This is a genomic window from Rhodococcus oryzae, assembly GCF_005049235.1.
GTDB classification, from domain to species: Bacteria; Actinomycetota; Actinomycetes; order Mycobacteriales; family Mycobacteriaceae; genus Rhodococcus_G; species Rhodococcus_G oryzae.
The window spans coordinates 106396-131695 of the sequence record NZ_SUMD01000009.1 but is presented as its reverse complement, the minus strand read 5'-3'; the positions used below and the strand labels follow the sequence as shown (position 1 = coordinate 131695).

Here is a 25300-nt window from a genome sequence, read left to right as displayed (position 1 = left end):
ATGGTCCAGTCACCAATTCCGGGCGCAGTCAGGCGACCTGTATGTCGAGGAGCTTGCCGCTGAGTGTCGCAGTCACGTTCCCCTTGTAGGCGTCGCCGTCCTCGACATACACCGTCACGCGGGGCTCGGTGCCGGAGGCGCGGCCGAACAGCAGATAGCCGAAGCCGCCGAGGAGAACCACCGCGGCCACCGCGACCAGTCCACGCCACCGCAGACCGGAGCGGCGGTCCGGGGCCTCGGGTGCACCCGACAACTCGAGGAGGTGGGCCGGGATCTGCAGGTCAGCAGTCAGCCTGCTGAGGTCACCGATCGTTGCCGCATGCATCGCGGTCGCGGTGCGGGCCTCGTGCTCGTCCACACCGAGCTGGCCGTCGTTGTACGCGGCGTCGAGCAAAGTGCAGGCCTGCGAACGGTCGAGGTCCCGTGCTCGGGTCGTAGCTGAACTCAAGTCGGACACCCACCAATCCTAGGAAGGCGGTCAGCGCGCGGCCCGGGCGCGGCGGGCACCGCGCCGGCGCTCCCGCTCGAGACTCCAGAGGTAGTGGTCGAAGTCGACCTCCATGGTGTGCCGCGGAGAGTTGTAGAACCGCCGCTTGGCGCGATCGTGCTCGGCCGTCATCTGCGACCGGATCTCGGCCTCGGGCGGCGGAAGGTACCGGCCGGCGAGGGTCTCAGCGATCCATGCGCTCTGCGCCTCGGCGAGCGGCATCACCGCGCCGAGCGGCTGCAGAAGCCCGACGAAGTACAGGCCGGGAAGATCTGGGTGCACAGTTCGCTTCCACAGCGGGAGGTCGTTCTCGGGCGCGGCGACGAGCTCCGGGTCGAAGAACGGAAAGCTCACCCGGTAGCCGGTGGCCCACACGACGAGGTCGGCCCGGGACCGGGTTCCGTCCGCGAAAATGACCGTGTCGCCTTCGAACCGGTCGATCGTCGGACGTGGGGCGATCGCGCCGGCCCGCAGTCGCGCACGGATCTGCTCGGACTGCACCGGGTGCGCCTGACCGGGCCGATGCGTCGGCCGCGGGAGCCCGTAGCGTGTCATGTCACCGGCCGTGAGCGCGGAGACGCGGAGCCCGGCGGAGATCGCCCAACCCGGCATCCAGCCCGGCATCACGAATCGGTCGGCGGGCTTGCCGAGCAACATCTTGCGCATCACCCAGTGGCTGCGCCGCACCGCCAGCGTGGTGCTGCGCGCGACCTTTGACGCCTCGACCGCGATGTCGAGACCCGAGTTCCCCATGCCCACGACCACCACGTCGCGTCCCGCGAGCTGGTCGGCGGTGCGGTAGTCGTGGGCGTGGATCTGCTCGCCGGTGAAGGTTCCAGGAGCGGGGTCCGGCCAGCGGGGGTCCCAGTGGTGCCCGTTCGCGACCAGCACGGCGTCGTAGGTCTCCACGCGCTCGCCGGCGGGGCCGGTCGTCCGTACCGACCACGTGCCGTCCGGGGCACGCTCGACCTGCTCGACGGTGGTGCCGAAGGTGATGGTGTGCCGGAACCCGAAATGCTCTACGTAGGACTCGAAGTAGGCGCGGACCTGGTCGTGCCGCGCGTAGGGCGGATAGTCGGCGGGCATCGGGAAGTCCGAGAACGCCATCCGCGGGCAGGACGTGTTGATCTCCAGCGTCTCGTAGCAGGCGGACACCCCGTTCGGGTTGTCGTAGACCCAGTTACCGCCGATCACGCTGCCCTGTTCGAAGCAGTCGAACGGGATTCCGGCGACGTGGAGCGCCTTGGCCGCGGCGATGCCCGACGATCCCGCACCGATCACGCACACGCGGGGCAGGGTCTCGACGTTCGGAGCCGGCGTGGTGGCGGCCGGAGCGCTCCGCCGGGGTTTGACGAAATTGGGCATGGCGGCCATGTTGGCACGGGCCGACGCTGGGTAGCATCGGTTTCCGTGACGTTACGGCGACCCCTGCTGCCCACCACCCGACAGGCCCGGACAATGCTCCTCGCCGCGATCATCGCGATGCCGATGGCATCCGGATTCTCAGCACCGGCCCTCGCATCGGCTCCCGCGGCAGGTGCCGCGGCGCCTGCGGCTCCCGCCGCTCCGGAAGGGCAGTCCGTCAGCGAGCGCTACGCGGCCACCGGCATCCACGCCGTCACATCGGTTGCGGTGACCGGATACCAGGTGTTCCACCCCGCCGACATCGCCACCAGCCCCGACCGCCATCCGGTGGTCACCTTCGGTAACGGCAGCCACGCGACGTACGAGCAGTACGAGGAGCTGCTGCGCCACCTGGCCTCCTGGGGCTTCGTCGTCGTGGTCGCCGACAGCAGCGTCACCGGCGACGGGACCGAGATCCTGGCAGCAGCGCGCTACATCCTGGCGCAGAACGACAACCCGGAGAGCGTCTTTCACGATCGCATCGACGTCGGCCACGTCGCGGCGGTCGGACATTCGCAGGGCGCCGGGGGATCGATCAATGCCAGCACCGACTCCGACGGACTCATCACCTCCACCGCCGTGCTCGACCTGCCCGATCCCTGGTGGGCCACTCGTCCCGTGGACGAAATCGACGTGGCTCGACTGACCGGTCCGGTGTTCTACCTGACCGGGGCCGAGGATCCGGTCTCGACGGCCATACCGCAGGCCGCCTACCACGCCGTCAGCCCGGGGCCCGCGGCCCGCGGCCGCCTGCTGGGCGTGGGGCACAACTGGCCCACCGACGGCGGCGGATTCCGCGGGTACCTCACCGCGTGGTTGCGCTTCACCCTCGCCGGCGACACCGACGCCGCGCGCGCCTTCGTCGGTCCGGCACCGGAGCTGTTGGCCGACCCACGGTGGGACGGGACTGCGGTCAAGGGTTGGTGAACCGAGAGATTCATGAGTTCCGAATCAGCAGCTGCACGTGACGTGGTCACCGACTTCGCGCATTGGAGCGCGGATAGGCGTTTCTCCGCACTGCGAACATTCGTTCCCGAGGATGGCGACGGACCCCTGCTGGCGCTATTTCTGCTCGCGGTAGCGGCTGATGTGTCAGAAGACGACTTGGTGAGGATCGAAGCGATAAGGGTCTTCGCGATCCTTCGGATCGATGACGATTCCCTTGCCGAGAGATGCCGCGGGGCACTGATCCACCTGGCCCGGACAGACGACGACTGGGATGTCCGCAACGCTGCTGGTTGTGCGGTGTTCGACCTGCCTGGCGCCGAGCGTGAACTCGAGACGATGCGCTCTCTGATCGCGGCGGAGCAAGAAGACTTCGTGCGCGAGAATGTCGGAGCCGCACTGGACATGTTCCTCCGGCGCCGTGATTCCGCTTGGTTCCACCCGCTTGACACCTGAACGCACACCCAGCCGGGCCAGCCGCATGCTCAGCTGAGTAATCCAATGCAAGCGGCCGCATCCGGACCCGTGGGTCGGACACTGCAATAACCCCTACTTCATTGTGCACCTACGATTTCCGGGTAGTTCTTCAGCTCGATATCATTCTTCGAGTTCTCCGCGGACCTCACCATCATGTCGAAGAACCTCGAATGCAGAAACCAGTTGCGCAAGCGCAGACCCAACGCGGTCTTCGGCGCCAGGAACCGCCCGGGCTGCGCACCATTGGCCATCTTGCAGTAGCGCTTCATCATTTCCTGGTAATGGCTGAATGCCACGGCGTAATCGCCGCCCGCGGTGGCCAGTTCACCGGCGAGCACGTAGGCACCGACAACGGCGAGACCGGTGCCGAAACCCGCGAGTGTGCTGCCATAGCCGGAATCGCCGAGCAGTGCGACGCGACCCTTGACGAAGGTCTTCATGCTGACCGTGCTGATCGAGTCGAGGTAGAAGCCGTCCAGGCCGGGTAGCTCGGCCAGCATTCCGGGCACCTCCCAGCCCACGCCTGCGAACTTCTCCGCAACCAGGCGCCGCTGTGCATTGAAATCATCCCGGTCGTAGTCGAGTTCTGGGGAGGCGAACAGATACATCTGACCGGCTTTGGAGCCGCCCACGAGAGCCAATCGCCCCGGTGCATTGTGACCGTGCGACACCGCGCGTTCACGCAGCCTGCTCCCGTCGAGCTCCCAGTGCGAGGCTCCGGCAATGCAGTAGTAGTAGCCCTGATGTTTGACGAAGTCCTGTTCGGGACCGAAGGTCAGCTTCCGCACCCGGGAATGGATGCCGTCGCAGCCGAAGACCAGATCGAAGGTGCGGGCGGGCGCGCGGGCGAATTCCACATGTACGCCGGCGGCGGTTTCGGTAAGGGCGGTGATGGTGTCGCCGAACAGGTATCGGCAATTGTCGGCGGTGCGCTCGTACATGACCTCGGATAGGTCGCCGCGCAGGATCTCGATATCGCCGCCGGTGAATTCACCCGAGATGAGGGCCTGCTGCCGACCCTGCGCATCGACGAGCACCATGTCGGTCTTGCCGGTCTGGCGGGCCTTGATGTCCTCGATGATGCCCATGCGCTCGAGCACTGCCATATGCGTGTGGCCGGTGAAATCGATCGCCTGGCCGCCGCCGCGCAGGGCGGGCGCCTTCTCCACAACGGTGACGTCGAAGCCGTAGCGGTCCAGCCAATAGGCCAGGGCGGGACCGGCGACGCTGGCGCCGGAGATGAGGACGGTGGTGTTGCGCATGTCGAGGACCCCTCCATTAACTGTGTCTACCGGACGCCGTTTTGTGATTAGCGTATGATGGACGCAGTTAAACGTCAAGAACTCCGAGGGGATGACGACCATGGCCGGACCGACCGCCGCCGAACTGCTCTGGGGAGTCACCAAGGCGCCCAGGCGCGGACCGAAACCATCGCTCACCCTGGACCGGATCGTCGCCGAGGCCATCGCCCTCGCCGACGCCGAAGGATTGGCCAGTCTCTCTATGGCCCGCCTGGCCGAACGCCTGGGATGCGCCAAGATGGCGCTCTACCGCTATGTCCCCGGCAAGAGCGAGCTCGCAGCAGTCATGCTGGACACGGCGTTCGGACCCGCGCCGGAAGTGGCTGCAGCCCTGCCGGATTCATCGGAACCTTGGCGCGAGTACCTGACAGTGTGGGCCGTGACCGCTTTCAACCGCTATCGCGCCCACCCCTGGGCGCTCGAGCTCACGACCGGCCCCCGACCCATCGGTCCCAATGAACTGAACTGGCTCGAGACTGCACTCGCCGCGCTCGACGGCAGCTCACTGACCGGCCCCGAACGCCTCGACAGTGCGGTGCTGCTGCTCGGTCACGTCCGCAGCCTGGTTCAGCAGGTGGGTTCGGCCACCGAGGACGACGATATGGAGGGCCAGCTGGTCAGGGAGATCGGCGCGATCCTGGCCGCCCACGGCGACAGCTTCCCGCGCGTTGCGGCCGCGTTCGCCGACCCGGCCGAGCAGACCGATCCGAATGCCGGACGCAATGATGCCCTGCGATTCGGCATCGACCGCATCCTCGATGGAATCGCGGCCTACGTCAGCGCACGGAAGTAGGCGGATCCCCGCGACACAACCGATGATGAAGCCCGAAGTAGCCCGGATGCGAAGGAATCCCCTTGCCGGGCCTGCGATTTTCGATGGTGCGGCGCGTTCACATCAACCGACGATGATGCACTGAAAGACGGTCATTCAGATCCGAGGCCCGAGAAAAAGGCCGCCGCTCGCATCGAGCACCTGACCGGTGATCCACCGAGCATCGGGTGAGGCCAGGAACCCGACCACGTCGGCGATATCGGCCGCTTCCCCCAATCGGTCCAGGGCGGTCATCCCTGCCAGGAAATTCTCGATGCCCGGGGCCTCGAAGTAGGCCCCGTTCGTCGCCGTCCTGGTCGCGCCGGGCGCGACGGCGTTCACCGTGATGCCGCGGACCCCCAGCTCGTTGGCCAGCGTCCTGCTCATCGTCTCGATCGCGCCCTTCGTCATCGCGAACGAGGTCTGGGTCGCGTTGGCCATCCGGGCCGCCACCGAGGAGAGGGTGATGATCCGTCCGCCGGCGGGGAGCAACGGCAGAGCCCGCTGGATGATGAAGTACGGAGCCCTGACATTGACCGCGAACAGGCGGTCGAACTGCTCCGGCGTGGTGGCCTCGATCGGACCCGCCGGCTCCGCGGCCGCGTTGTTGACCAGGATGTCGAGCGGCCTCCCAGCCAGGCCAACGGCCAGCCCGTCGAAAAGGGCGTCGATGTCGCCGTCCACCCCGAGCTCGGCACCGACCACGAAGCCTCCGCCACCCGCGGCTTCGATCTCGGCCAGTGTCGCCGTCGCACCGGCGCGATCCGTGCCGTAGTGCACGGCCACAGTCGCGCCGTCGGCAGCGAGCCGCAGGGCGACCGCCTGCCCGATCCCCCGCGAGGCTCCGGTCACCAGTGCGGTTCGACCCGCCAGCGGGCCATCATGCTCAGAACTGTTAGTTAGTAGCATGATGGTAGTCTATACCACATGAGTGCTCCCCAACCCACCCTCCGGGACCGCCGGCGGGCCGAGACGCAGCGCGCGATCCAGGCCCACGCGATCCCGCTGTTCGCCGAACGCGGCTACGACGCGGTAACTCTGAGCGAGATCGCTGCCGCCTCCGGAATCTCGCCGATGACGCTGTACCGGCACTTTCCCACCAAGGAAGACCTGGTCCTGGTCGGTCAGCAGGACCAACTCATCGCCGACCGGATCGCGGCAGGCCCGGCCGACGGCGCGCTGGTCCAACGGATCGGGCGGGCCCTGATCGAGGCGGCCGACCTGATCAGCGGCTCCCGGACCGATGCCGACGATCTACTGCTCGACCGACTCCGTCTGATGATCACCGTGCCGGCGCTCCGGGCCCGACACCTGGACAGTCAGTACGCCACTCAGCAAGCCATCGTCGACGCCCTCCGCGGCGATGCCGCCGCCGACCCCGAATCGGACTTCCGCGCCTGGGCGGCGGCCGGCGCTTGCCTGGCTGCAATGAACGCCGCCCTCACGCGCTGGGCCACCGAGGACGGTCGCCCGGACCTGTCCAACCTGATCGCGGCAGCATTGACGGCCGCCTTCGGCCCCGACGTGACCGGCGGAAGTTGATCCACTGCAGAAGAATTCGACTCGCATGCCGCTCATCGGCCGTACCGCATTCGATCAACGCGGCGACAAATCCATCCCGGCCAACCACCGGTTCCGCCGCAGGCCACCGAAGTCGAACCCGCAGAACTTGCCGTAGCTCAGATCAGTTGCGCGGCACGTTCGGCCATCATCACGCAGCCAAGGTATGTGTTGCCCGCAGGCAGCACCGGCATCGCCGAGGCATCCACGACCCGCAGGCCCTCGACCCCGCGCACGCGACAGCGCGCGTCCAGGACGGCGTGCGGGTCTCCGTCCGGACCCATCGCACACGTGCCGCCCAGGTGTGCGTAGCTGATCACGCCGCCGTCGACCAGGTCTGCCGCGGCGCCTTCGGCGCTCAGGTCTGCCATCGGTTGGACGCGGGTGGCGCCGAGCCCCGCGAACGGCCAGGTCGACTCCAGCGCGGCGATGCGACCCAGGATCCAGTCGAGGCGTTCCAGGTCGTGCGCTGCCAGCACCGGCATCGCCACATCCGGTTCGGCGTCAGGATCGACCGAGGTGATCCGAACCGTTCCCCGCCCGGTGACATCGAGCAGGTACGGGACGACCGAGAAGTACGCGCCGTCGGCGGTCGGTTCGCCGATCGGCAGGTTCAGAACGTGGAAGTCGATCGTGTCGGACTGCGGCGTGCGGCCCACCCACACCGGCTGGACAGGACCGCCGCGCAGCGCGCTGCCGCCCGCGTGGTGATAGAGGAGCGGGAAGCCGAGGTGATCCTGCAGGTTCGCCCCGACCCCGGGGATGTCGGCGACGACGGGGATACCGAGGCGGTCGAGCAGTTCCTTCGGACCGATGCCCGACCGCTGCAGCAGGGCGGGTGAACCGGTTGCGCCGGCGCTGACGATGATCTCGCCTGCGGACAGTTCCCGGTCATCGGCGGTGAGGACACGTGTCGCCCGTCCCTCCTCGACGACGACCCTGTCCACGGTCACCCCGGTCTCGACGGTCAGGTTCGGTCGCGATCGGACCTCCCTGGTCAGGTACGCCTGGCTCACGGTCAGCCGCTCGCCGTCCTCGGACACCGTCAGCGGGAAGATCCCGACGCCAGGGAGCTGACCGGGGTTGTTGACGTCGTCGGCCCACGGCACGTCGAGTTCCCGCAGTCCCGCGAGGAAGGCCCGCTGGGATTCGGTCTGTTGGTCGGGGGTGGAGCGGCGTACGACGAGGGGCCCGTCGGAGCCGTGCAGCTCCGATGCGCCGCAGTCCAAATCGTTCTCCATGGCCCGGAACGTCGCAAGGACGTCGGGCCAGCTCCACCCGTCGAGCCCCCGCGCGGCCCACGCGTCGTAGTCGGCCGGCTGGCCACGCATCGTGGCGAGGTAGTTCACGGCCGAGGTGCCGCCCAGGACGCGCCCGCGCACCATCTGGACCGTGGTGTGCCCGGCCTGCATCGGGAACGCCCGAGCGAAAGGCGTTCCGGCCCATACGTCCCCCGCCGAGGTTGGCCGCAGGACGGAGTCGTCGTACGCCGCGTCGTCCGGGCCCTGCTCCAGCAGCAGCACGCGCCGATCCGGGTCCTCGGACAGCCGTGCGGCCAATACCGCACCGCTGGTGCCCCCGCCTACGACGATCACATCCGCGTCCATCGCCACCCTGCCTCGACTCGCTCGCCCATTGCTTCACAGTGCTCGACTCGGTCACATTAGTGGCCAGCTCTGTGATCGGGATCACTGGGATGTGTTCCTGCATGAACTCTGCGCGACCTCGGCGTCGACACGACTCGAATACAAGGAGTCCGCGGTAGCCGTCGCGGCGGCCTCCGGCGCGATCAGCCGTTCCATCCGGTCGACGTGGCGCGACCCGCTGGTGAAGTCTCCGAAGTCGGGATGGCCCCAACGGTCACCGCTGTGTGCGGCCTGGGGCTCCGTGATCGATCACTGGAAGTAGGACGCATAGTCGCTGAAAGGAACCTGGCCGGTGGGGCTCGACTTCACGGCGTCGGCAACCGCCGAAGGAATGGGAGCCCAGTGGGCGGGCATCGCGGCCGCCAGGGACGGATTCAATATGTAGAGCAGGGCGAAGTTCACTATCCAGAGCGGCGGCGCCATCGACATGCCCACCTCCGAACTCACACCCCCCTTGGTGTTGGTGACCAGTTGAGCTGCCCCCGAAATCTGTTGCGCTGCGAAGCCATAGACCGCTTGTACCGTGTATGCCGACTGGTAGAGCGCTATCAGGGTCTGGGTCGCACCGTTGTTCCGCATCCAGGTGCCCACAAACCCGCCGGGAGCGAGCAGAGGGTTCACCTGCCTCGTCGGCGCGTCCGCATTGGCCGGGCTCTCCAGCAGTCCGCTGGGGTTCACGTAAAGCCCGTAGCTGGCCAGAACCGACGGTGTGGAGTTGCCGTCTACGTTGGAATAGACGGGGCGGCCGTTCGTATTGGTCAGGATCTGGACGCATGCATTGATCATCTCGGCATCTTCCACGCTGCCGCCGACTCCACCGCCGGACGTGAGGTCGCGATACTGCTGCTCGGATAAGGCGTCGGCCCTGTTGAGCCCGATCTGGCCGGCAATCTCGTCCGCCGCTTGCTGACCGAGGGGCTGGTTGAGCTGACCCGAGCTGGTCATCTGCGTCGGTGCGAGGCGCTCGTAGCCGGGCGCCCCGGAGAAGGGGATCGCGAACCCGGTGTCGACGGCGTCTGCCGCTGGTTCGCCGCTGGCTGTCTGGGTAGCTGCCAGGGAGAGAAGGCACGCTCCAACCAGTGCCAGCAACGAGGTGGTCCTGCGGCGGGGAGTTGCTCCGCGCCGATGCCCCGAACCCGCGAATCCAATGACGCGCATACGTCAACCTCCCAGAACACCGTCGGGCGAGGCAACAAGCTTGCGTCCCAGTCAAACGCCGTGACTGACGCCGTGTCAAGACCCGCGCCGGCCCAAGCAAGGTGCGCGTAGTTGACGACTACGCAGGTTCTGGATCTGGCAGGACTCCTAGGCCGCCGGTGGCCAGGGACCTGATGTCGTCGACGGAGCGCAACGCACGGATCAGCTGCGGCGGCGGGCTGACGTGCAATGTCGGGAAGTCACGCTCCCCCAGTTCCGGCCGCACCGGCCACGCCAGCCGCTCGACGTCGAGGTCGAACTGTGCGTCGACACCTGCCTTGTTGCCTCGAGCGTCCAGACGGTGCCAGCGCCCCTCCAGGCTGACGGCGACGAGCCCGTGCAGCATGTAGTAGCCGTCATCGACGAGCCACTGGTAGCACAGCGCGGTCGGAACTCCGCCGACTCGCAGTACCGCCGCGAGGAGGTGAGACTTGGCGTAGCACAATCCGACCCGGCTCTCGAGGACCTCGCCTGCCGTCACCGTCACGCGGGGATCGTCAGCGTCCCATGAATGCGCCACTTCGTCCCGGACAAACTCGAACGCCCTTCGGGCATAGTCCGTTCGGTCGACAGACTCGCCCAGTAGGCGGTCGGCGATCGACCGCACACCCGGGTCGCTCGTCTGTACGACGTCGTCGCCGAACAGATAGTCGGCCACCGGCGCGAGGGCCTGCAACTCCGGTACCTTCGAGTCGACCATCTTGATCTGTCTCCGCTCTACACAGGTCTTGGGTCGGACATCCAAAGGTTCCCATCACCAGGAACGAGGGTTCCACGATGAGCGACGATCCTCATACCCCCTCAGGTAGCGAGTCCCGTGCGGAGCGGCGCTGGACCGCATCGGCGTTCGTCCTGGTTGCGATGGCCGTGCCGTTCCTGCTTCCCGCGCGCTACTCACCGGGCACCGACTGGTTGCTGCCCGCGATCGAGGGGTTCGTGCTCCTCACCCTGATCGTGGTCGACCCGGGTCGCATCGACCGGCCCGGCCGGTGGGTGCGGGCGCTGTCGATCGCGCTCGTGGTGGCGATCGCTGCGGGCGCAGCGTGGGGTTCGGCACGGCTCGTCTGGGATCTGCTGCACGGCGCCCCGCAAACGACCGTGGCGAACGAGCTACTCGTATCGGGGGCGCTTGTATGGTCGCAGACCGTCCTCGCATTTGGCTTCCTGTACTGGGAACTCGACGGCGGAGGACCGGTGACCAGGCATTTGCAGCCCCGGACCCACCCAGATCTGGCATTCCCCCAGCAGATTGATCCCGGCCTCGCGGCACCCGGCTGGCGGCCGGTGTTTGTCGACTACCTGTATCTGGCCCTGACGAACGCGACCGCATTCAGCCCCACCGACGTCATGCCGCTCGCGCGGTGGGCGAAGCTCACCATGTCCGTGCAATCGATCCTGTCGATCGTCATTCTCAGCCTGGTCGTCGCCAACGCGGTCAACCTCCTCGGCTGAGACCGACTCATTGAACCGGATACCGGAGTGCCTCGACCTTGGCAAGGGCTCTTGCGGCGTCCGCCGTGGGATTCAGCGCGGCCATATGCTCCTCGGTGAGCGGGAGCGACGCCATGAGGTGGTGCGCGAGAGCCGGACTCATCTCGCACCCGTAATAGGTCGCGTGGTCGAGGAAGTCCTCAAGGGTCCAGTCGGTCAAGGCCCCGAACATCCACGAGGCCCCGTCCGCGTACACATCGCCATCGGGATAGGCGAAGTCCGAGCAGTTCCACGACGGGTCACCCACCGCCCACCACAGGCAGACCGTCATCGTCGGCACGCCATCGAGGGTGAAATCGTCTATATAGGAACGGAACACAGCGGGTAGGTGGTCGGTGAGCCCCGGCCAGAGGGCGGCATCAGCCTGGTCGAAGGTGTTCATCTCCGATTCGTGGTCGAACCCCCGAACGTAGGTTCCGTTGGGACCGAAGATGATTGAGTACTCGTCTCCGGCTCCGTTGTCCATCGAGGCCAGCGACTCATCGGCCCGCCAGCCAGGTCGATACACGTACTTGGGAGAGTCCGTGGTCATGACTGCGTCGAGTGCGGCCAGCACGATGCTGCGGCGCCGTAGTTCCTCGGGGCCCGGGAGCGATTCGAGGAGCTCAGGGGTGGGCATGTGGAGACCTTCCTGTTGTCTCGATGTCGTTTGGCGTCCTGACCGCCAAGAACCGCGCAATCCCGACAGTCAGCCCGATACCGACCACCACAACTCCGACGACGACCCCTACACCGACGAAGTATGCCGTGAGAGACGTGAAGAAGTTCGTGGTCCGCATGATGACAACCACCGCGCCGGCACTGAACGCAGCACCAATCGGAAGTAGCGCAGCGAGCCACCGCACCGTCGACGTGGCGCGAGGATCACCGAAGTTGTGAAGGAACCGCCACACGAACAACAGCGCGCCCAGATATCCCAGGATCCCGGACGAGACATTCACCATCTCTTCGTACGGTCCCATCTGGATCGCCGACAGGGGCGAGAGCACAAGCGAGAGCACGAGCCAGAGCACAAGCGAAGGAACTACCAGACCAGCCACGAGGCCCAGAAGAGCGGCTGGAATGGCCAATTCCAACCGCATAGCGCGACCGCACATGCCCCGCTCGATCGCCCGCTCCCGGAGCATCTGCTCACTCACCGCTTCCGGGACCGCCGGGAAACCGTGACCGTCTCCGTTGATGCCGCGGAGTTCGGTGTCGAGTTCCGAAAGCAGCATCCGACGATCGGCCCCGCGGACACCGGCACGTCGCCAGAGGCTGTTCGCCTGCTGGATGATCTCGGCCCGTTCGGCGCTGTCAGCGCGTGCGATGGTGTTCAAACGACGTCCGTTCCACTGTCAGCTGCCCGCGCCCAGCCGGCAGCTCCCCCCTTGAAGTGTGCGGTGGGGATCGTATTCGCTGAGCGCTTCTCCTGACCACGAATCCAGACGAGGAAATCAGCAAATGAGGCTGGCCGGAATGAGATGGACCGTGACGGTTGACACGGCACCGATGGCTCAACCGGCACATCGACAGGTCTGAAAGTCTCCATCTCCATTCAGTTGGTTTGGGTGAGTGTTCCGATGACAGCGACTCGTTGGCGTGTTGCAGGGCCATGAGCCCCGAGGGTGTTGAGGTCATCGTCGTCGTTGACGAGGCGCCAGAAGCTCGATTCGTCGACTGCGGTTCCGAGGACCAGCCAGGTGGGTCCGTATCGGGTTGGCGCCCACCAGAGCTCGGCGGACGTCACGGTGTCATCGAAGAGGCGGTCGCCGACGGGGTACCCCTCCAGCGCGCCGATGAAGGTGAAGGGTCCGCACCCGGAAGGCATGGCGTCCAGCAGGTCGCCGGTGATGCGGTCGGCCTGGTGGTATGCGTGGTCTTCACTGTCAGCGTTCGCGGACGAAAAGTCCGGCATCCGAAATCTGACAGGGACCGCGCCGCCGGACGCGGCGGTGAAAATCCGGAACACGGGGAATCCGCCTGCCATTTCTCCACCTCCCCTGCGGGGCATGTCCGCCGCACTCGTCAATTCAGGTGCGTCGCTCAGCGCTCGACCGGTACGAGGCCTGCCTCGACCTGCTCGGTCGGCAACAGTAGCTCGGCGACGGCGGTGCGGTCATCGTCGTCCGTATCCAGTTCCCAGAGGTCGGTGAGCAGCTTGCGGATGGCGGCCGCGAAGTCGGGGTAGGTGTCGAGCGGCTCCTCCGGGTGCTTGGCGCTCCACCACTGCACGGTGCCGTCGGGCGCGGCGAGCACCGCGGGGCGCCCGAGCTCCACAGCGGCACGAGTTCGGGATGCCGCTCGACAATCGCCCAGGCCGGCGCCCACACGGCGTCGGCCTGGGTCTGCAGAACCGGATGCACGGTCGCGCCGCACTCGAGGGCGATGCGCACGACGACCTCCGGCAGTCCCCGCGAGCGGATGCTGGCGGCGTGCTCCTCCGGCGTCATGCCTTCTTCTTATCGCATTCCTGTCGCCACGAGTTGGGGCAATGGGCAGGTCGCCGCGCCGCTACGGTGGGCGCATGACCTCGCCCCTGATTGCCGAACCCCGGCTTGACCATATGGTCACCGATGCTGTGACAGGGCAGGCCATTCGCAGCACCGAGTACAGCGGCGTGGTGTGGATCGGCGGTCAGCCACCCACCGGCGGCATGTACCTCCGTCGCACTGTCTTGGCATCCAAGCCCCGTGTGTCGTCGGTGTTTTTGCCCGACTCCCTGCCCTACCTGGACGCGGAGGCGACGGTCGTCACGCACACGTGGGTATCGAGCGGCCCAGACGCCTTTATCGTCGCCGGACAGGCCGAACTCGCGCCCGACCCACGGAGCGCTCAACTGCGCTGGGTGCAACTCACCGTCCGCGTCGCCGGCAGTGTTCCCGTCGGCATCGGCTACCGCATCGTTGTGGAGGCCCACCCCGACATGATCAGCCGATAGGCTCCTCATCCCTCGCGCCTGGCCACCTCGGCCAGTTGGTCGAAGGTCCGCACGAGGACCTCGCGGCGCCGCTCCTTGTGGCCGGGCTTGGGCTCCAGCCCATCGATCGCCCCGTCCCAGACGGCCAGGAACCGGTCCTTCCACCCGTGGATCGTCTCCGGGTCGGGCAGGCTGACCCCGACGTAGTCCTGCTGCGCGATCAGGTAGAGCAACTCCAGGTTGCACGGCACCGCGACGCCCCAGTACTCGTCCGGCTCGATCTCGACCGGGTCGCCGGACATCGCCTTGGCGACTTCGCCGACGAGCCGTCCGGTCAGGTCCGAGAGATGATCGGCGGCGGTGTCGTCGTCGAAATTGCCGCTGCCCCAGGTCCCCATGATGTCCGCACCCTTCCGCTTCCGATTCTCGCGACATTGAACCAGACAGCACCGACGTTCTCAGGGCTTGCCTCCCTGCTCGTCCGGTTCAGGATTGGCCTCCAACACCCGATTCAGTGGCGGACAGACAACCAGTGCACAGAGGTAGGCGATGCCGGCGACCGCCGCCTCGTACCAGTACAAGGTGGCGGCCGCTCCCGAGCCGAGCAACGACACGGTGACGGGAAGGCTCAGGAGAAAGACGGCGGCTCCCACGCAGATCGCGAACAGCTGCCGCCACATCCAACGGCGCGGGTTGATCTCTCGGGCAACAGCAATCGCAGCTGAGCGCCGGCGAGCGCGCACGCACCGAGCAGCGCGCCGACGAATCCTGCGATCGGCAGCGCGACCAGCAGCGTGGCAGGCGCGGACCGGACCATCATGGCCGCGGTGAGCAACGCGACCGCGATCGGGATGGCCATGAGCCACCCACGCCAGGTCATCGGCGAGGCGGTATCGCTCGCTGCGGCCTCCGTCGATTCCTCACCGGGTGCTGTGCCGGCGTGCGGTGATCGCGCCGTGAGGCCTGGTGCCGCTCGCCGTTCGTGTATGTGTCTCGATCACCTCGAAGCCGGCCGCGACCAACTCCTGGCTGAGTTCGGCCACCGGCCATCGATAGGCAGTGGTTACGGCATGGTCGAAAGGCCCTAGGGTTCCGGCTTCAAAGAAGCCCACCAATAACCCTCCGCCCGGCCGGATCACGCGCGCGAACTCGGCGAGTGGAGTCTGGATGTCCTGCGGATTGTGGTGAATGAGCGTGTACCAGGAGAGCACGCCACCCAATGAATCCGTCGCGGCGTCCAACGCCTCGAAGCTGCCGAGTTCGAAGGAAAGTTCTGGATACTGCGTGCGAGCTCGTTCGACGAACTCGGGAACCAGATCGATCCCGCTCACAGCTTGTCCGCACCCGGCCAAGAAATCTGTCCATTGCCCCGGACCACACCCAGCGTCGAGCACCGGGCCTGTCAGGTCGGCGGCCCAACTGCTCACCAGCGCCCGATCGGACGGGTGTGTCGAAGTCATCGAGCCCAAAAGATCCGTGTATTCCTGGGACCTGGCCGAGTAGGACTCTCGGACCGTGTCGCCTCGTCGGCCGCTCGCGGTTTCCATGCCGTCCATGATCGCCGATGGGGCACCCCGACCGCCGACAACTTGCCGGGGACGATCCGACGTTCAGTCGTCCAGCGCTTCCTCGATGAGCGGCTCGAGTGCGCGATTGGCTTCAGGCGAAAGGCTTTCGGTCAGGGCGTTGACGGCGTCGATGACCTCGTCGCGTTCCAGGGTGTAGAGGAATTGATGCTTGCGGTTGAGGGTGGCGATCGTGTCGAGGAACCCGGTGACCGCCGTGGTGACCGCTTCGGTGTGCTCGGGCTCGTCGGTGCCGGACGCGTCGCGGACCTGACGGAGCGCTGCGACGAACGCGGTGCGGGACTTCTTGGAGACCGCGCCGGGGATGCCGTCCCGGCCGTCCCAGTGGCGGAGCGGGTTCTCGAGGTTCTCCGCCAGCCATTCGGGTTTGCGAGGCTTGCGGACGGTGAGGGCCACCCGCTGCACCTTCCTGTACTGGGCGCGCACGCCGGTGGCGACGTCGGCGGGGATGCTGTCGAGGTCGAGGCTGGTGAGGGACGGGAGCTCGTCGGGGCCCGGGAAGTCGGAGGGGTTGTAGCCGAACAGGTCGCAGATCCACAGGGTCGTCAGCTGCGGCAGCCTCCGCAGTTCGTCGAGTTCGTCGAGTAGTCCGGGGGCTCCGAACAAGTGCAGCCAGGAGACGCCAGGGAAATGCCCGACGACGTCGCCGATCTCGAGTTCCTCGATGGCGCTGACCCGCAGTCCGTGCGTGCGTTCCAGGCCGCGCACGGGCGGCACCGTGCCGGTGAGGTTCACGGTGATCCAACGGCCGTCCTGCTCGGCGACCACCTGCAGCATCGGCTCCGCTGCGGGCTCCTCCGCGCTCAGCTCGTCGATCAGAGCGTCGAGCGAGTCGAAGCTGCTGGCCGCGCCTTGGCCGCGCAGGATCAGGTGATCGAGGCTCAGCGGGAGCACGAGCCGTTGGAGTCCGGTGATGTCGATTGAGAGTTGGTCGAGGTTCGTACGGGAGAAGTCCAGTTCCCGCTGTCCATGGCCCGTGAGGCTCAGCTCCTTCACCAGGGGTGATGACTCCAGGAACGGCAGGAGGTCGTCGCGCCACGCGTGGAGCTCCACCTGGTAGAGGCTTCGCCAGGCGCGCAGCGATGCCAGGCGGAAGTCGTCGCCGATCAGGTAGCCGGCGTCGTCGCTGAAGCGGCGGGCGTGGGCCAGGCGCGCCTCGTACTGTTCACCGCTGCTCGCGTACGTGAGCCCCGGTGTCGTCGCCACCTCTTCGCCGTTCAGCGCGGCCCTGAACGCAGTCCTCGTCTCATTGGGAATCGAGTCCCAGCGGTACTGCCGCTCGACGTCGCGGTCGAACTCCCAGGAGAAGTACGCGCGGGAGGCGGTCTCGCCGGTCACGGGAAGCGAACCGATCCGAAGGTGGGAGGCGGGAACCGTGAGGGGGACGTTCCTCAGCATCTCCTCCGGGGTCCAGAACATGAAGTCCCGCACCATCCGCGGCACGCCGGCCAGCGTGGTGACGTCCGGAACCTCGGTGCCCGTCCAGGCGAGGACCGCGGCCGTCGCGAGATCCTGGGACTCGTCGACCGCGACGACCTGGCACGCTCCGTAGCGGCCGATCCGTTCGAGGGGGAAGACGAAGACATCGCCGGGTGCGGCGACGGACGGGGATTCGGATTCGGTCATTGTGCACCTCGATGCCATCGGGGTGGCCCCCGCCTTTTCGTGCACCGACTATTTCATCTACACCCGTCCACCCTCATCAGACCCTCTGCCTGCCTGTATCTCTCGCGAGAACACACCGTCCCGTCGACGTCCGCGGTCCTGCGTACTCAAGATCGCTGCGGCGGTGGCCGCGATCGTCCGGTCACCGTCGTCGGCCAGCCGCGTCAGAGCCGCCCGTGCCGCCGTGCCGGGAATCTCCGCCAGGGCCTGCGTGATTCGCAACCGCGTGGGCGCGTCGTCAGCGGTGTCGAGCTTGTCCTGCAGAACCCCGACGATGTCCTCGGCCCCCGGCGAGACCTCCGCCAACAGGCCCAACACCTCGGCCGCCTCGACATCACTGAGCCCCGCGACGATCATCTCGAGAAGTACGGGCACCGCGTCGGCGCTGCCCCGAGAGCCGAGGGCAAGGGCCGCCCGTCCGCGAACCGTTGCATCGGGATCATCGAGGGCTCGTCTCAGCAATACCGTTGCCTCCGCGGTGTGCACTGCCGTGATCGCGGCAGTGGCGCGACGCCGGACGTCGACCTCCTCCGAGTCGAGACCGGCGGCCAGATCCGCGAGTCCCCGACCGTCGGCCCTCGCCAACGACCACTGCAGCGCCCCCGCCACATTGGGGTCGTCCTCCGACAGGACCGCCGCGACCAGCGCTTCGACCGGCAGCGGGGCGCCCTCGTCGTGGGACAGGACCGCCTGCTGGCGGCGGGCCCCGGACTCCGATTCGAGCGCGCGCAGCAGCGTGACGATGCGCAGGACATCGCCCCACTCCGCAGGCGCCGCCGCGTCGACGCGCTCGAGCTTCGCGAGCAGTTCTTCCTCGGCGGCTATCCGCTGCCGCGTGTGCCGGATGAGGTCTCCCACCAACTCGGTCGGTGCGAAATCGGCCTCGTCCAGCGCGCGCTTGGCGTCGTTCAACGACAGTCCCAGGGTCCTCAGGCTCTCGACATGGAAGAGCCGTCGGATGTCGTCGGCGGAGTACTCGCGGTAGCCGCCGGAGGTGCGGCCCGTGGGTTGCACCAGCCCCAATGAGTCGTAGTGCCGCAACATCCGCGTGCTGACACCGGACCGCCGCGAGACCTCACCGATCAACATCCCATCTCCTCCTCCTACGTGTCCGGACCGACGACCACGACGCGCTTGGCCATCTCGAGCGAGACGGTGAACCCGCTGTCAGGATCGTGACAGAGCTGCTTCGTGGCCTCCGCATGCGCACGAGTGCGCGGATCGGGACTCGTCCCCGCTGCGTCGAGGACCGGGAGGACCGTGTCCCCGAGTCCCACCAGCGCACGGCTCAGACTGAGCTGCATCTGCCGGTCGCCCCGCCCGAGCTCGGTCACGAGGTCGGACGCGAGCACGGCCTCGTCGCCGGGCGGCACTAGCGCCACGGCCGCCCGCCACGCGCTGCGCGCGACCTCGTCGTGCTCGTCGTGCAACAGTGCCGACACCGCGGGCCAGGCGAGCCGGTCCCCGATCTTGGACAGGGTGTGCAGCGCCTGACTGCGGGCCTGCGCGGTGTCGGACCCGAGCTCGTGGACCAGGCTCGGCACCGTGATCTCGGCGGGCAAACGGCACAACGCCCAGGTCAGCATGTCGCGGACGTAGAAGTCCGGTTCGACCGCGCACCGGGCGACCAGAGCCTCCGCCAGACGGGGATCAGCGCGCGTGCCCGCCGCGAGCGCCGCCTGCAGCCGACCCGACGGGTCGGCGGCGGCCAGTGCGTCGACGAGGTGAGCATTCGGCCCACCGTGGTTGGTTGTGTTCACGACAACCACCTCCTTCGTCGACCATTCGAGTCCTTGTCACTGTGTCAGGGTCAAGTCCTCACCGCCCGGAGAACAAGACGGCACCTTGCTTGACCGTGCGATGCTGGAGCAGGCGGGAATTGCGAGCAACGGGGAGGCTGTCATGGGGTTCTATGGGGAGCAGATCGTTCCGCGGCTGGTGGACTGCTCGTGTGGCATGTCGCTGACCGATCGGTCACGGGAGCGGGTGTGCTCCGGCCTGCACGGTCGCGTGATCGAAATCGGGTTCGGCTCGGGCCTCAATGTCCCGTTCTACCCGGCCACCGTCGAGTCCGTCAGCGCCGTCGAACCGGCGGACCTGGCCTGGAAGCTGGCCGGCAAGCGACTCGCGGCCTCCCCTGTCACCGTCGAACGCTCCGGACTGGACGGCCAGTCACTTCCCTTCCCCGACAACACCTTCGACACCGCCCTGTCGACCTGGACGATGTGCACGATCCCCGATGTCGACGCCGCGCTGCGCGAGCTGCGGCGGGTTCTGAAGCCGGGTGGCACCCTGCATTTCGTCGAACACGGTCGCGCCCCGCACGAGAAGGTCCGACGGTGGCAGCACCGCTTCGAACCGATCCAGAAGGCAATTGCGGGCGGCTGCCACCTCACCCGCGACATTCCCGCTCTCGTGCGGGAATCCGGGTTCGAGATCCGCGATCTCGACACGTTCTACGAGAAGGGCGCCCCGAAGATCATGGGCGCCCTGTCGCTCGGGGTCACCGAGCCCCTCGTTGGTTGATCACCGCGCATCCGCAGTCGCGCCGCATTCACCGCACGCGGGCGACAGCGCCTCGATGGGCTGCTGTCCCACACCGGCCCGCGACCGCACCGGGAGCAGCGGTCGCCACGGCCAGTGCTGGCCGAGGCGGCCCCGCACATGCAGGAAGCCGAGGCCGAGTACCAGTCCGAAGATCAGGTGCCCGATCAGCGACAGCGTGATCGTCGTCGGCGTGAGCGGAAACATGTCGTCCTGACCGTGCGGCGACAGAGCAACCGTTCCGATGAGCCCGGACCATACGGGGAACACCGCGAACGCAACGAACGCGAGGAGGACCGTGCGGCGTGATCGATGTTGGAGGCCGAGCGCGAGGGCGATGAGGAAGAAGGCGATTCCGATGCCGCCGCCGTCGCCGAGGTAGCGCCACAGGTAACCGACGATCGCGCCGGTCCTGGCATCGGTTCCCGTGTGGAGCCACGTACCCATCTTCGGGATGAAGTCGCCCCAGAGGCCGAGCAGGTACACGGTGTCGAGGCGGAAGACGTCGTAGACCAGGCACGCGAACATCCCCCAGCCGAGGCCATGGCCGACGATGCGGTCGATCGGGTGCGGCGCGAACACGCACAACACGATGAGGGTGGCCGCGAGCGGAATGATCAGCAGCGGTCCGGTGGCATTCATCGACACGACGCCGAACACGTGCGCCGAGATCGCGAGCAGCGGCAGCGAAGCGAGCAGCAGGTACATGCCGATCCGGGCGAAGGCCCAGTGGTGACGGACCGCCTTCCGGACGGATTCGACGGCGGGCAGGGCTGAGCCCGGCGGGCCGTGTTCGTGCACGTCGGGGGCGGTGGTACCGAGGATACGGGGCATGGCGGCGGGTTCCTTTCGGCCGAGGGTCTCTCAACGAGTGGTCGATTTCCGACTCCCAGCGTCCGTCGAATACCCGGCATGCGAATAGTGCCCCGAGGGGTGGTGATAGCCACCCCGCGTTGGCCCGGCTGGTTCATCTCGACCTTCGCAAGTCGGGCATAATCCCCGTCGAACCCACCCGAGACCAGGAGTGCCCCCGGTGATCAGCGAGCTGCAGAACGAGGTCCACGGCCTTCCCGTCGTGGAGTTCCCCATCGACACCGCCCCCACCGTGCCCGCGCAGGGCCCGGTCGCCTGGCGAATCTCCGTCCCCACATACGAACCGCCTTTCGAGTGGCCGGAGGCGTTCGCGAAGTTCCGTGCCGCGGTCGATCCGTCGACCGTGCAGGCGATCGTCGTCGGCGGCTGGTCCGATCCGTACGAAGACGACAACAGTTCAGCTCACGTGGTGGAGGCTCTCACCGCGGCAGCCGGCGAACTGCCCGCGTTGCGTTCGCTGTTCATCGGGGACATGACCTCCGAGGACTGCGAGATCTCGTGGATCGTGCAGTCAGACGTCACCGCCCTGCTGACGGCCTTTCCTCGGCTGGAGCACCTGGGGGTGCGCGGCGGCAATCAACTGGTGCTGACGCCGGTCCGGCACGAGAACCTGCGCAGCCTGGTGATCGAGACGGGCGGCCTGCCCGCCGACGTGGTCAGGGCAGTGGCCGCTTCGGATCTGCCGGCCCTGACCGACTTGGAATTGTGGTTGGGCACAGAGGAATACGGTGCAGATTCGACCGTCGACGACCTCACCCCGATCCTTGACGGCGAGAAGTTCCCGCGGTTGACCCGCCTCGCACTCTCCAACAGTGACCAACAGGACGCGATCGCGGCCGCCGTCGCGACGGCGACGATCCTCCCGCAGTTGCGTGCCCTGGATCTGTCCAAGGGTGTGCTGCTCGACGCGGGCGCCGAGGCGCTGCTCGCCGGGCAGTCGCTCACCCACCTCGAATCGCTGGACCTGCACCACAACTACCTCAGCGACGGTATGCGGGAACGTTTTCGGGCGGCACTCGAGCCGTCCGGTGTGGACCTGAACCTCGACGCCGGGGACGCCGACGAAGACGAGTACGACGGAACGATCTACCGATCGGTCGCGGTCGGCGAATGACCCGTCCCCACCTGGCGGTCGTGGGCAATCCGGGGAACCGACGCGTCACGCTGCTGCAGGATGCCGCGGCCCGCAACGGCATTCCCGCCCCGCGGGTGGTGTCCTGGCGCCAGGTGCTCGCCGAGGGCGGGGCGCGGTTCGACCCCGACGAGTTGGTGCGCCTCGATTCGCCCGGCGAAGACCCCGAAGTGGACGCACTGCTTCGCGGGCCCGGAGACCCGACCCGCATCGCCGGCGGCCCACGCTGGTACGCATCGCTGCTCGCCGCGGCGGGAACGCTGCGCGGCGGGCGGCGACTGACCGATCCCGACGACCTGGCCGTGCTGTTCGACAAGCGACGGTGCCACGGGGTCCTCGCGGCCGGGGGCGTCCCGGTACCGACCTCCCCCACCTCGGGCGGCGGCGCACCGGTGCCCCTGGATTGGCCGGAGGTGCGCGAGTTGGCCGCAGCGGCCGGGCTGCGGCGGTTCTTCGTCAAACCCGCGCACGGCTCGTCCGCGGCCGGGGTGGTCGCGGTGGAGACCGCGCCCGGTGGCCGGGTGCAGGCCCGCAGCAGCGTGGAGATCGCGGCGGACGGTGTCTACAACTCGCTGCGCGTCCGCCGGCTCACCGGAGAGGCCGAGGTGGGCGCCCTGGTCGACGCTCTGGCGGGCGAACTCCTGCACATCGAGGCGTGGTTGCCGAAGCCGTCGTCGCGGGGCCGCGCCGCCGACCTTCGGATCGTGGTGGTCGCCGGGCGGGCGACCCACGCGGTGCTCCGCACCAGCGCCCACCCCATGACCAACTTGCATCTGGGCGGACAGCGCGGCGACCTGGACACCGCGCGAGCGGGTTTCGAGTCCGCCGGATACGGCTGGGACAACGCGCTCGCCGTTGCGGAACGGGCCGCCGCCCGGTTCCCGCGCACCCTGTGCGTCGGGGTGGACCTGCTACCCGCCGCGAACTGGCGCGGTGCCGCGGTCGGTGAGGTGAACGCCTTCGGCGACCTGCTCCCGGGCCTGAGCGGTCTCCCGGGCCGCGCCGACGGTCTCGACACCTATTCGGCGCAACTGGCCGCGATCGTGGAGTGGACCGGTCATGCCGCGGCCTGACGCAGCGGTCGCCGCACAGTCGGAATCGACTGCGGCACAGCCGGACATGAACACAGTCGTCGGCTCCGACGATATCCTGCTGATCACGCTCGACACCCTGCGCTACGACGTGGCGTGTGAGCTCGCGGCCGCCGGGCGGATCCCGAACCTGGCGCGACACCTGCCCGGCGGCCGGTGGGAGGAACGCCATGCCCCCGGAAGTTTCACCTATGCCTCGCATCAGGCGATGTTCGCCGGATTCCTCCCCACCCCGGTCGGGCAGGGGCCGCACCCTCGGCTGTTCGCGGCCGAGTTCGGCGGGAGCGAATCGACCGCGGATGGCACCTTCGTATTCGCGGAGTCGAATCTCGTTGCGGGCCTTGCCGCCGTCGGCTACCGCACGGTCTGTATCGGCGGTGTCGGCTTCTTCAACCGCCGGGGCGCGCTGGGTTCGGTGCTGCCCGACCTGTTCGAGGAGGCGCACTGGTCTCCCGAGCTGGGCGTGACCTCGCCGACCTCGTTCGCAGCGCAGGTGGACCTGGCGGCGCAGGTGGTGGCCGGGCTTCCCGCCGAGCGCCGCCTGTTCCTGTTCGTCAACGTCTCGGCGCTGCACCAGCCGAACTGGTTCCACGCCGAGGGAGCCACCGCGGACCACGGGGACACCCGGGAGACGCACGCGGCGGCGCTGGAGTACGTGGACCGGCACATCGCGCGGCTGTTCGCGGCGATGTCCAGCCGGCGTCGGTGTTTCGCGATCGTGTGCTCCGACCACGGAACCACCTACGGCGAGGACGGGTACACCGGGCACCGGCTGGGCCATCCCGCGGTGTGGACGGTGCCCTACGCCCACTTCTTCCTCGAGGGACCACGATGACCGCCGTCGACCTGCCCCTCCCGACCGGCGTGGCTCCGGCGGGATACGTTCCGCCGTACCAGAACTACGTGTACGCATACCCGCACAAGACCGCGTACCGGCCGCTGCACCCGCGCCCCGCCCTGACCGACCTGTGGGCGGACGAACCGCAGGACGCGCTGTCGCTGTATCTGCATGTGCCGTTCTGCGAGGTGCGGTGCGGATTCTGCAACCTCTTCACCCGCGTCGGCGCGCCGGGCGAACTGTCCGCCCGATACCTGGTCGCCCTGGAACGACAGGCCGAGGCGGTGCGCGAGGCCCTGGCGCCGTCCGCCCGATTCGCCACGGCGGCGTTCGGCGGCGGTACCCCCACCTACCTGACCGCGGCGGAACTGGACCGGCTGTGCGACATCGCCGAACGCATGGGCGCCGACCTGCGAGCAGTCCCCCTGTCAGTGGAGGCGTCCCCGTCGACGGCCACCGCCGACCGGCTCGAGGTGCTGGCCACGCGTGGCGTCACCCGGCTCAGCCTCGGGGTCCAGAGCTTCGACGAGACCGACGCAAGGGCGGCGGTCCGACCGCAACGACGCGCGGACGTGGAGGCCGCCCTGCAACGCATCCGGGACGCGGCCATCGACGTCCTGAACATCGATCTGATCTACGGGATCGACGGCCAGACACCGGAATCCTGGATCGCCTCCCTCGACGCCGCGCTGGCCTGGCGTCCCGAGGAGTTGTACCTGTACCCGCTGTACGTGCGACCGCTTACGGGTCTGGCCCGCCGCGGCGGCGGGCCCGATCCGGAATGGGACGCCCGCAGACTGGACCTCTACCGGCGCGGCCGCGATCACCTGATCGCGTCGGGCTACATCCAGGAGTCGATGCGCATGTTCCGGCGCGCCGACGCGCCCGACCTCGGTCCGAACGACTACGCCTGCCAGACCGACGGCATGATCGGACTCGGCTGTGGCGCACGGTCATACACCCGATCGCTGCACTACTCCTTCGACTACGCGGTCGATGCGCGCGAGGTGCGCGCCATCATCGACGACTACGTCGCGGGCACCACAGCGGACTTCCGCCGCGCCGTGGTGGGCCACGCGATGACCGAGGACGAGTCCCGACGCCGGCACCTGCTGCAGTCCGTCCTGCAGGCCACGGGAATGCCGGTGGCGAACTACCGGTCCCAGTTCGGGGCCGACCCGCATGAGCATTTCGGCGTCGAGCTGAGCCGGTGGGCCGAGCGCGGATGGCTTGTCTCCGAAGGTGACCGGCTGCGACTGACCGCACTGGGCCTGGCGTACTCCGACGCCCTCGGACCGGAGCTGTTCTCACCGGAGGTGCGGGCGGCGATGGCCGAGTACGAGGGCCGCTGAC

At 67.8% G+C, this 25300-nt stretch carries 29 protein-coding genes; 11 read left to right on the top strand and 18 right to left on the bottom strand.

Annotated features, from left to right (window positions below; genetic code table 11):
• Positions 1-28: 28 nt before the first annotated feature.
• Both FCG67_RS18575 and FCG67_RS18570 read right to left on the bottom strand, forming a co-directional pair.
• Positions 29-448, bottom strand: a complete 420-nt coding sequence (locus tag FCG67_RS18575) for a DUF1707 SHOCT-like domain-containing protein (protein WP_246045148.1) — start codon at positions 446-448, stop codon at positions 29-31.
• 30 nt (positions 449-478) lie between these two features.
• Entirely contained in the window at positions 479-1852 is a 1374-nt protein-coding gene (locus tag FCG67_RS18570; RefSeq protein WP_136911172.1) for a flavin-containing monooxygenase, read from the bottom strand.
• Positions 1853-1897: 45 nt separating this feature from the next.
• Between FCG67_RS18570 and FCG67_RS18565 the strand changes: the two genes are divergently transcribed.
• Together FCG67_RS18565 and FCG67_RS18560 are read left to right on the top strand one after the other, a co-directional pair.
• Positions 1898-2818 carry a poly(ethylene terephthalate) hydrolase family protein gene (locus FCG67_RS18565; protein WP_246045147.1) on the top strand — a complete coding sequence of 307 codons (921 nt, stop codon included), beginning with the start codon at positions 1898-1900 and terminating at the stop codon, positions 2816-2818.
• 12 nt (positions 2819-2830) lie between these two features.
• Positions 2831-3292, top strand: a complete 462-nt coding sequence (locus FCG67_RS18560; protein ID WP_136911171.1) for a HEAT repeat domain-containing protein — start codon at positions 2831-2833, stop codon at positions 3290-3292.
• A gap of 98 nt (positions 3293-3390) precedes the next feature.
• On the opposite strand, the gene FCG67_RS18555 is transcribed toward FCG67_RS18560, so the two are convergent.
• Positions 3391-4575: an FAD-dependent monooxygenase gene (locus tag FCG67_RS18555; protein WP_136911170.1), complete on the bottom strand. Its 1185-nt coding sequence runs from the start codon at positions 4573-4575 to the stop codon at positions 3391-3393.
• A 100-nt stretch (positions 4576-4675) separates the two neighbouring features.
• On the opposite strand from FCG67_RS18555, the gene FCG67_RS18550 reads away from it, so the two are divergent.
• Complete coding sequence (locus FCG67_RS18550; RefSeq protein WP_136911169.1) at positions 4676-5407, top strand: TetR/AcrR family transcriptional regulator; 732 nt, start codon at positions 4676-4678, stop codon at positions 5405-5407.
• A 135-nt stretch (positions 5408-5542) separates the two neighbouring features.
• Here FCG67_RS18550 and FCG67_RS18545 read toward each other — a convergent pair whose 3' ends face one another.
• A complete protein-coding gene (locus FCG67_RS18545; protein ID WP_246045146.1) occupies positions 5543-6277 on the bottom strand; it encodes an SDR family oxidoreductase in 735 nt (244 codons plus the stop codon).
• A 75-nt stretch (positions 6278-6352) separates the two neighbouring features.
• Between FCG67_RS18545 and FCG67_RS18540 the strand changes: the two genes are divergently transcribed.
• On the top strand, positions 6353-6967 hold the full coding sequence (locus tag FCG67_RS18540; protein WP_136911167.1) for a TetR/AcrR family transcriptional regulator: 615 nt from the start codon (positions 6353-6355) through the stop codon (positions 6965-6967).
• A gap of 137 nt (positions 6968-7104) precedes the next feature.
• Here FCG67_RS18540 and FCG67_RS18535 read toward each other — a convergent pair whose 3' ends face one another.
• The 3 genes from FCG67_RS18535 to FCG67_RS18525 all read right to left on the bottom strand — a co-directional run bounded on the left by FCG67_RS18535 (position 7105) and on the right by FCG67_RS18525 (position 10528).
• The gene (locus FCG67_RS18535; RefSeq protein ID WP_136911166.1) at positions 7105-8592 is read right to left on the bottom strand and encodes a GMC family oxidoreductase; all 1488 of its coding nucleotides are present in this window, start codon (positions 8590-8592) and stop codon (positions 7105-7107) included.
• 288 nt (positions 8593-8880) lie between these two features.
• Positions 8881-9789, bottom strand: coding sequence for a hypothetical protein (locus FCG67_RS18530; protein ID WP_136911165.1), 909 nt, complete (start codon positions 9787-9789; stop codon positions 8881-8883).
• A 118-nt stretch (positions 9790-9907) separates the two neighbouring features.
• Positions 9908-10528, bottom strand: a complete 621-nt coding sequence (locus FCG67_RS18525) for a transglutaminase-like domain-containing protein (RefSeq protein WP_136911164.1) — start codon at positions 10526-10528, stop codon at positions 9908-9910.
• Positions 10529-10605: 77 nt separating this feature from the next.
• Between FCG67_RS18525 and FCG67_RS18520 the strand changes: the two genes are divergently transcribed.
• Positions 10606-11280, top strand: coding sequence for a hypothetical protein (locus FCG67_RS18520; protein WP_136911163.1), 675 nt, complete (start codon positions 10606-10608; stop codon positions 11278-11280).
• 7 nt (positions 11281-11287) lie between these two features.
• On the opposite strand, the gene FCG67_RS18515 is transcribed toward FCG67_RS18520, so the two are convergent.
• The 4 genes from FCG67_RS18515 to FCG67_RS18500 form a co-directional block, all read right to left on the bottom strand.
• Positions 11288-11938, bottom strand: coding sequence for a hypothetical protein (locus FCG67_RS18515; protein WP_136911162.1), 651 nt, complete (start codon positions 11936-11938; stop codon positions 11288-11290).
• Positions 11925-12638, bottom strand: coding sequence for a hypothetical protein (locus FCG67_RS18510; RefSeq protein WP_136911161.1), 714 nt, complete (start codon positions 12636-12638; stop codon positions 11925-11927). The genes FCG67_RS18515 and FCG67_RS18510 overlap by 14 nt, the downstream gene beginning before the upstream one ends.
• Positions 12639-12856: 218 nt before the next feature.
• Positions 12857-13288: a hypothetical protein gene (locus tag FCG67_RS18505; RefSeq protein ID WP_136911160.1), complete on the bottom strand. Its 432-nt coding sequence runs from the start codon at positions 13286-13288 to the stop codon at positions 12857-12859.
• A gap of 56 nt (positions 13289-13344) precedes the next feature.
• On the bottom strand, positions 13345-13578 hold the full coding sequence (locus FCG67_RS18500; protein ID WP_136911159.1) for a hypothetical protein: 234 nt from the start codon (positions 13576-13578) through the stop codon (positions 13345-13347).
• A 247-nt stretch (positions 13579-13825) separates the two neighbouring features.
• Here FCG67_RS18500 and FCG67_RS18495 point away from each other — a divergent pair, with 247 nt between their 5' ends.
• Positions 13826-14239, top strand: coding sequence for a hypothetical protein (locus FCG67_RS18495; RefSeq protein ID WP_136911158.1), 414 nt, complete (start codon positions 13826-13828; stop codon positions 14237-14239).
• A gap of 5 nt (positions 14240-14244) precedes the next feature.
• Here the strand turns inward: FCG67_RS18495 and FCG67_RS18490 are convergent, their stop codons facing one another.
• The 6 genes from FCG67_RS18490 to FCG67_RS18465 all read right to left on the bottom strand — a co-directional run bounded on the left by FCG67_RS18490 (position 14245) and on the right by FCG67_RS18465 (position 19238).
• Positions 14245-14616: a DUF4259 domain-containing protein gene (locus tag FCG67_RS18490; RefSeq protein WP_136911157.1), complete on the bottom strand. Its 372-nt coding sequence runs from the start codon at positions 14614-14616 to the stop codon at positions 14245-14247.
• A gap of 230 nt (positions 14617-14846) precedes the next feature.
• Complete coding sequence (locus tag FCG67_RS18485) at positions 14847-15098, bottom strand: hypothetical protein (RefSeq protein WP_136911156.1); 252 nt, start codon at positions 15096-15098, stop codon at positions 14847-14849.
• Positions 15099-15138: 40 nt separating this feature from the next.
• Positions 15139-15765 carry a class I SAM-dependent methyltransferase gene (locus tag FCG67_RS18480; protein WP_136911155.1) on the bottom strand — a complete coding sequence of 209 codons (627 nt, stop codon included), beginning with the start codon at positions 15763-15765 and terminating at the stop codon, positions 15139-15141.
• A gap of 63 nt (positions 15766-15828) precedes the next feature.
• Complete coding sequence (locus tag FCG67_RS18475; RefSeq protein WP_136911154.1) at positions 15829-17430, bottom strand: hypothetical protein; 1602 nt, start codon at positions 17428-17430, stop codon at positions 15829-15831.
• Between the two features lie 57 nt (positions 17431-17487).
• Positions 17488-18558, bottom strand: a complete 1071-nt coding sequence (locus FCG67_RS18470; RefSeq protein WP_136911153.1) for a MerR family transcriptional regulator — start codon at positions 18556-18558, stop codon at positions 17488-17490.
• A 14-nt stretch (positions 18559-18572) separates the two neighbouring features.
• Positions 18573-19238: a HEAT repeat domain-containing protein gene (locus tag FCG67_RS18465; RefSeq protein WP_136911152.1), complete on the bottom strand. Its 666-nt coding sequence runs from the start codon at positions 19236-19238 to the stop codon at positions 18573-18575.
• Positions 19239-19371: 133 nt separating this feature from the next.
• Here FCG67_RS18465 and FCG67_RS18460 point away from each other — a divergent pair, with 133 nt between their 5' ends.
• Positions 19372-19995 (top strand): class I SAM-dependent methyltransferase, encoded by a 624-nt coding sequence (locus FCG67_RS18460; protein ID WP_136911151.1) that lies wholly within the window; start codon positions 19372-19374, stop codon positions 19993-19995.
• Here the strand turns inward: FCG67_RS18460 and FCG67_RS18455 are convergent, their stop codons facing one another.
• On the bottom strand, positions 19996-20847 hold the full coding sequence (locus FCG67_RS18455; protein WP_136911150.1) for a hypothetical protein: 852 nt from the start codon (positions 20845-20847) through the stop codon (positions 19996-19998). It abuts the gene before it with no gap.
• 199 nt (positions 20848-21046) lie between these two features.
• Between FCG67_RS18455 and FCG67_RS18450 the strand changes: the two genes are divergently transcribed.
• The 4 genes from FCG67_RS18450 to FCG67_RS18435 are packed head-to-tail and all read left to right on the top strand — an operon-like array spanning position 21047 to position 25299.
• Positions 21047-22000, top strand: a complete 954-nt coding sequence (locus FCG67_RS18450) for an STM4015 family protein (RefSeq protein ID WP_136911149.1) — start codon at positions 21047-21049, stop codon at positions 21998-22000.
• Positions 21997-23091 carry an STM4014 family protein gene (locus FCG67_RS18445; RefSeq protein ID WP_136911148.1) on the top strand — a complete coding sequence of 365 codons (1095 nt, stop codon included), beginning with the start codon at positions 21997-21999 and terminating at the stop codon, positions 23089-23091. The genes FCG67_RS18450 and FCG67_RS18445 overlap by 4 nt, the downstream gene beginning before the upstream one ends.
• The gene (locus tag FCG67_RS18440) at positions 23078-23944 is read left to right on the top strand and encodes an STM4013/SEN3800 family hydrolase (RefSeq protein WP_246045145.1); all 867 of its coding nucleotides are present in this window, start codon (positions 23078-23080) and stop codon (positions 23942-23944) included. The genes FCG67_RS18445 and FCG67_RS18440 overlap by 14 nt, the downstream gene beginning before the upstream one ends.
• Positions 23941-25299 carry an STM4012 family radical SAM protein gene (locus tag FCG67_RS18435; protein ID WP_136911147.1) on the top strand — a complete coding sequence of 453 codons (1359 nt, stop codon included), beginning with the start codon at positions 23941-23943 and terminating at the stop codon, positions 25297-25299. The genes FCG67_RS18440 and FCG67_RS18435 overlap by 4 nt, the downstream gene beginning before the upstream one ends.
• Position 25300 lies beyond the last annotated feature (1 nt).

Excerpts from the sequence above, each read along its gene's own strand:
- FCG67_RS18570 (WP_136911172.1), bottom strand. The coding sequence starts at position 1,852 with ATGCCCAATTTCGTCAAACCCCGGCGGAGCGCTCCGGCCGCCACCACG.
- FCG67_RS18560 (WP_136911171.1), top strand. The coding sequence starts at position 2,831 with ATGAGTTCCGAATCAGCAGCTGCACGTGACGTGGTCACCGACTTCGCG.
- FCG67_RS18555 (WP_136911170.1), bottom strand. The coding sequence starts at position 4,575 with ATGCGCAACACCACCGTCCTCATCTCCGGCGCCAGCGTCGCCGGTCCC.
- FCG67_RS18550 (WP_136911169.1), top strand. The coding sequence starts at position 4,676 with ATGGCCGGACCGACCGCCGCCGAACTGCTCTGGGGAGTCACCAAGGCG.
- FCG67_RS18540 (WP_136911167.1), top strand. The coding sequence starts at position 6,353 with ATGAGTGCTCCCCAACCCACCCTCCGGGACCGCCGGCGGGCCGAGACG.
- FCG67_RS18535 (WP_136911166.1), bottom strand. The coding sequence starts at position 8,592 with ATGGACGCGGATGTGATCGTCGTAGGCGGGGGCACCAGCGGTGCGGTA.
- FCG67_RS18530 (WP_136911165.1), bottom strand. The coding sequence starts at position 9,789 with ATGCGCGTCATTGGATTCGCGGGTTCGGGGCATCGGCGCGGAGCAACT.
- FCG67_RS18525 (WP_136911164.1), bottom strand. The coding sequence starts at position 10,528 with ATGGTCGACTCGAAGGTACCGGAGTTGCAGGCCCTCGCGCCGGTGGCC.
- FCG67_RS18520 (WP_136911163.1), top strand. The coding sequence starts at position 10,606 with ATGAGCGACGATCCTCATACCCCCTCAGGTAGCGAGTCCCGTGCGGAG.
- FCG67_RS18515 (WP_136911162.1), bottom strand. The coding sequence starts at position 11,938 with ATGCCCACCCCTGAGCTCCTCGAATCGCTCCCGGGCCCCGAGGAACTA.
- FCG67_RS18505 (WP_136911160.1), bottom strand. The coding sequence starts at position 13,288 with ATGGCAGGCGGATTCCCCGTGTTCCGGATTTTCACCGCCGCGTCCGGC.
- FCG67_RS18495 (WP_136911158.1), top strand. The coding sequence starts at position 13,826 with ATGACCTCGCCCCTGATTGCCGAACCCCGGCTTGACCATATGGTCACC.
- FCG67_RS18490 (WP_136911157.1), bottom strand. The coding sequence starts at position 14,616 with ATGGGGACCTGGGGCAGCGGCAATTTCGACGACGACACCGCCGCCGAT.
- FCG67_RS18485 (WP_136911156.1), bottom strand. The coding sequence starts at position 15,098 with ATGACCTGGCGTGGGTGGCTCATGGCCATCCCGATCGCGGTCGCGTTG.
- FCG67_RS18480 (WP_136911155.1), bottom strand. The coding sequence starts at position 15,765 with ATGGAAACCGCGAGCGGCCGACGAGGCGACACGGTCCGAGAGTCCTAC.
- FCG67_RS18475 (WP_136911154.1), bottom strand. The coding sequence starts at position 17,430 with ATGACCGAATCCGAATCCCCGTCCGTCGCCGCACCCGGCGATGTCTTC.
- FCG67_RS18470 (WP_136911153.1), bottom strand. The coding sequence starts at position 18,558 with ATGTTGATCGGTGAGGTCTCGCGGCGGTCCGGTGTCAGCACGCGGATG.
- FCG67_RS18460 (WP_136911151.1), top strand. The coding sequence starts at position 19,372 with ATGGGGTTCTATGGGGAGCAGATCGTTCCGCGGCTGGTGGACTGCTCG.
- FCG67_RS18455 (WP_136911150.1), bottom strand. The coding sequence starts at position 20,847 with ATGCCCCGTATCCTCGGTACCACCGCCCCCGACGTGCACGAACACGGC.
- FCG67_RS18445 (WP_136911148.1), top strand. The coding sequence starts at position 21,997 with ATGACCCGTCCCCACCTGGCGGTCGTGGGCAATCCGGGGAACCGACGC.
- FCG67_RS18440 (WP_246045145.1), top strand. The coding sequence starts at position 23,078 with ATGCCGCGGCCTGACGCAGCGGTCGCCGCACAGTCGGAATCGACTGCG.
- FCG67_RS18435 (WP_136911147.1), top strand. The coding sequence starts at position 23,941 with ATGACCGCCGTCGACCTGCCCCTCCCGACCGGCGTGGCTCCGGCGGGA.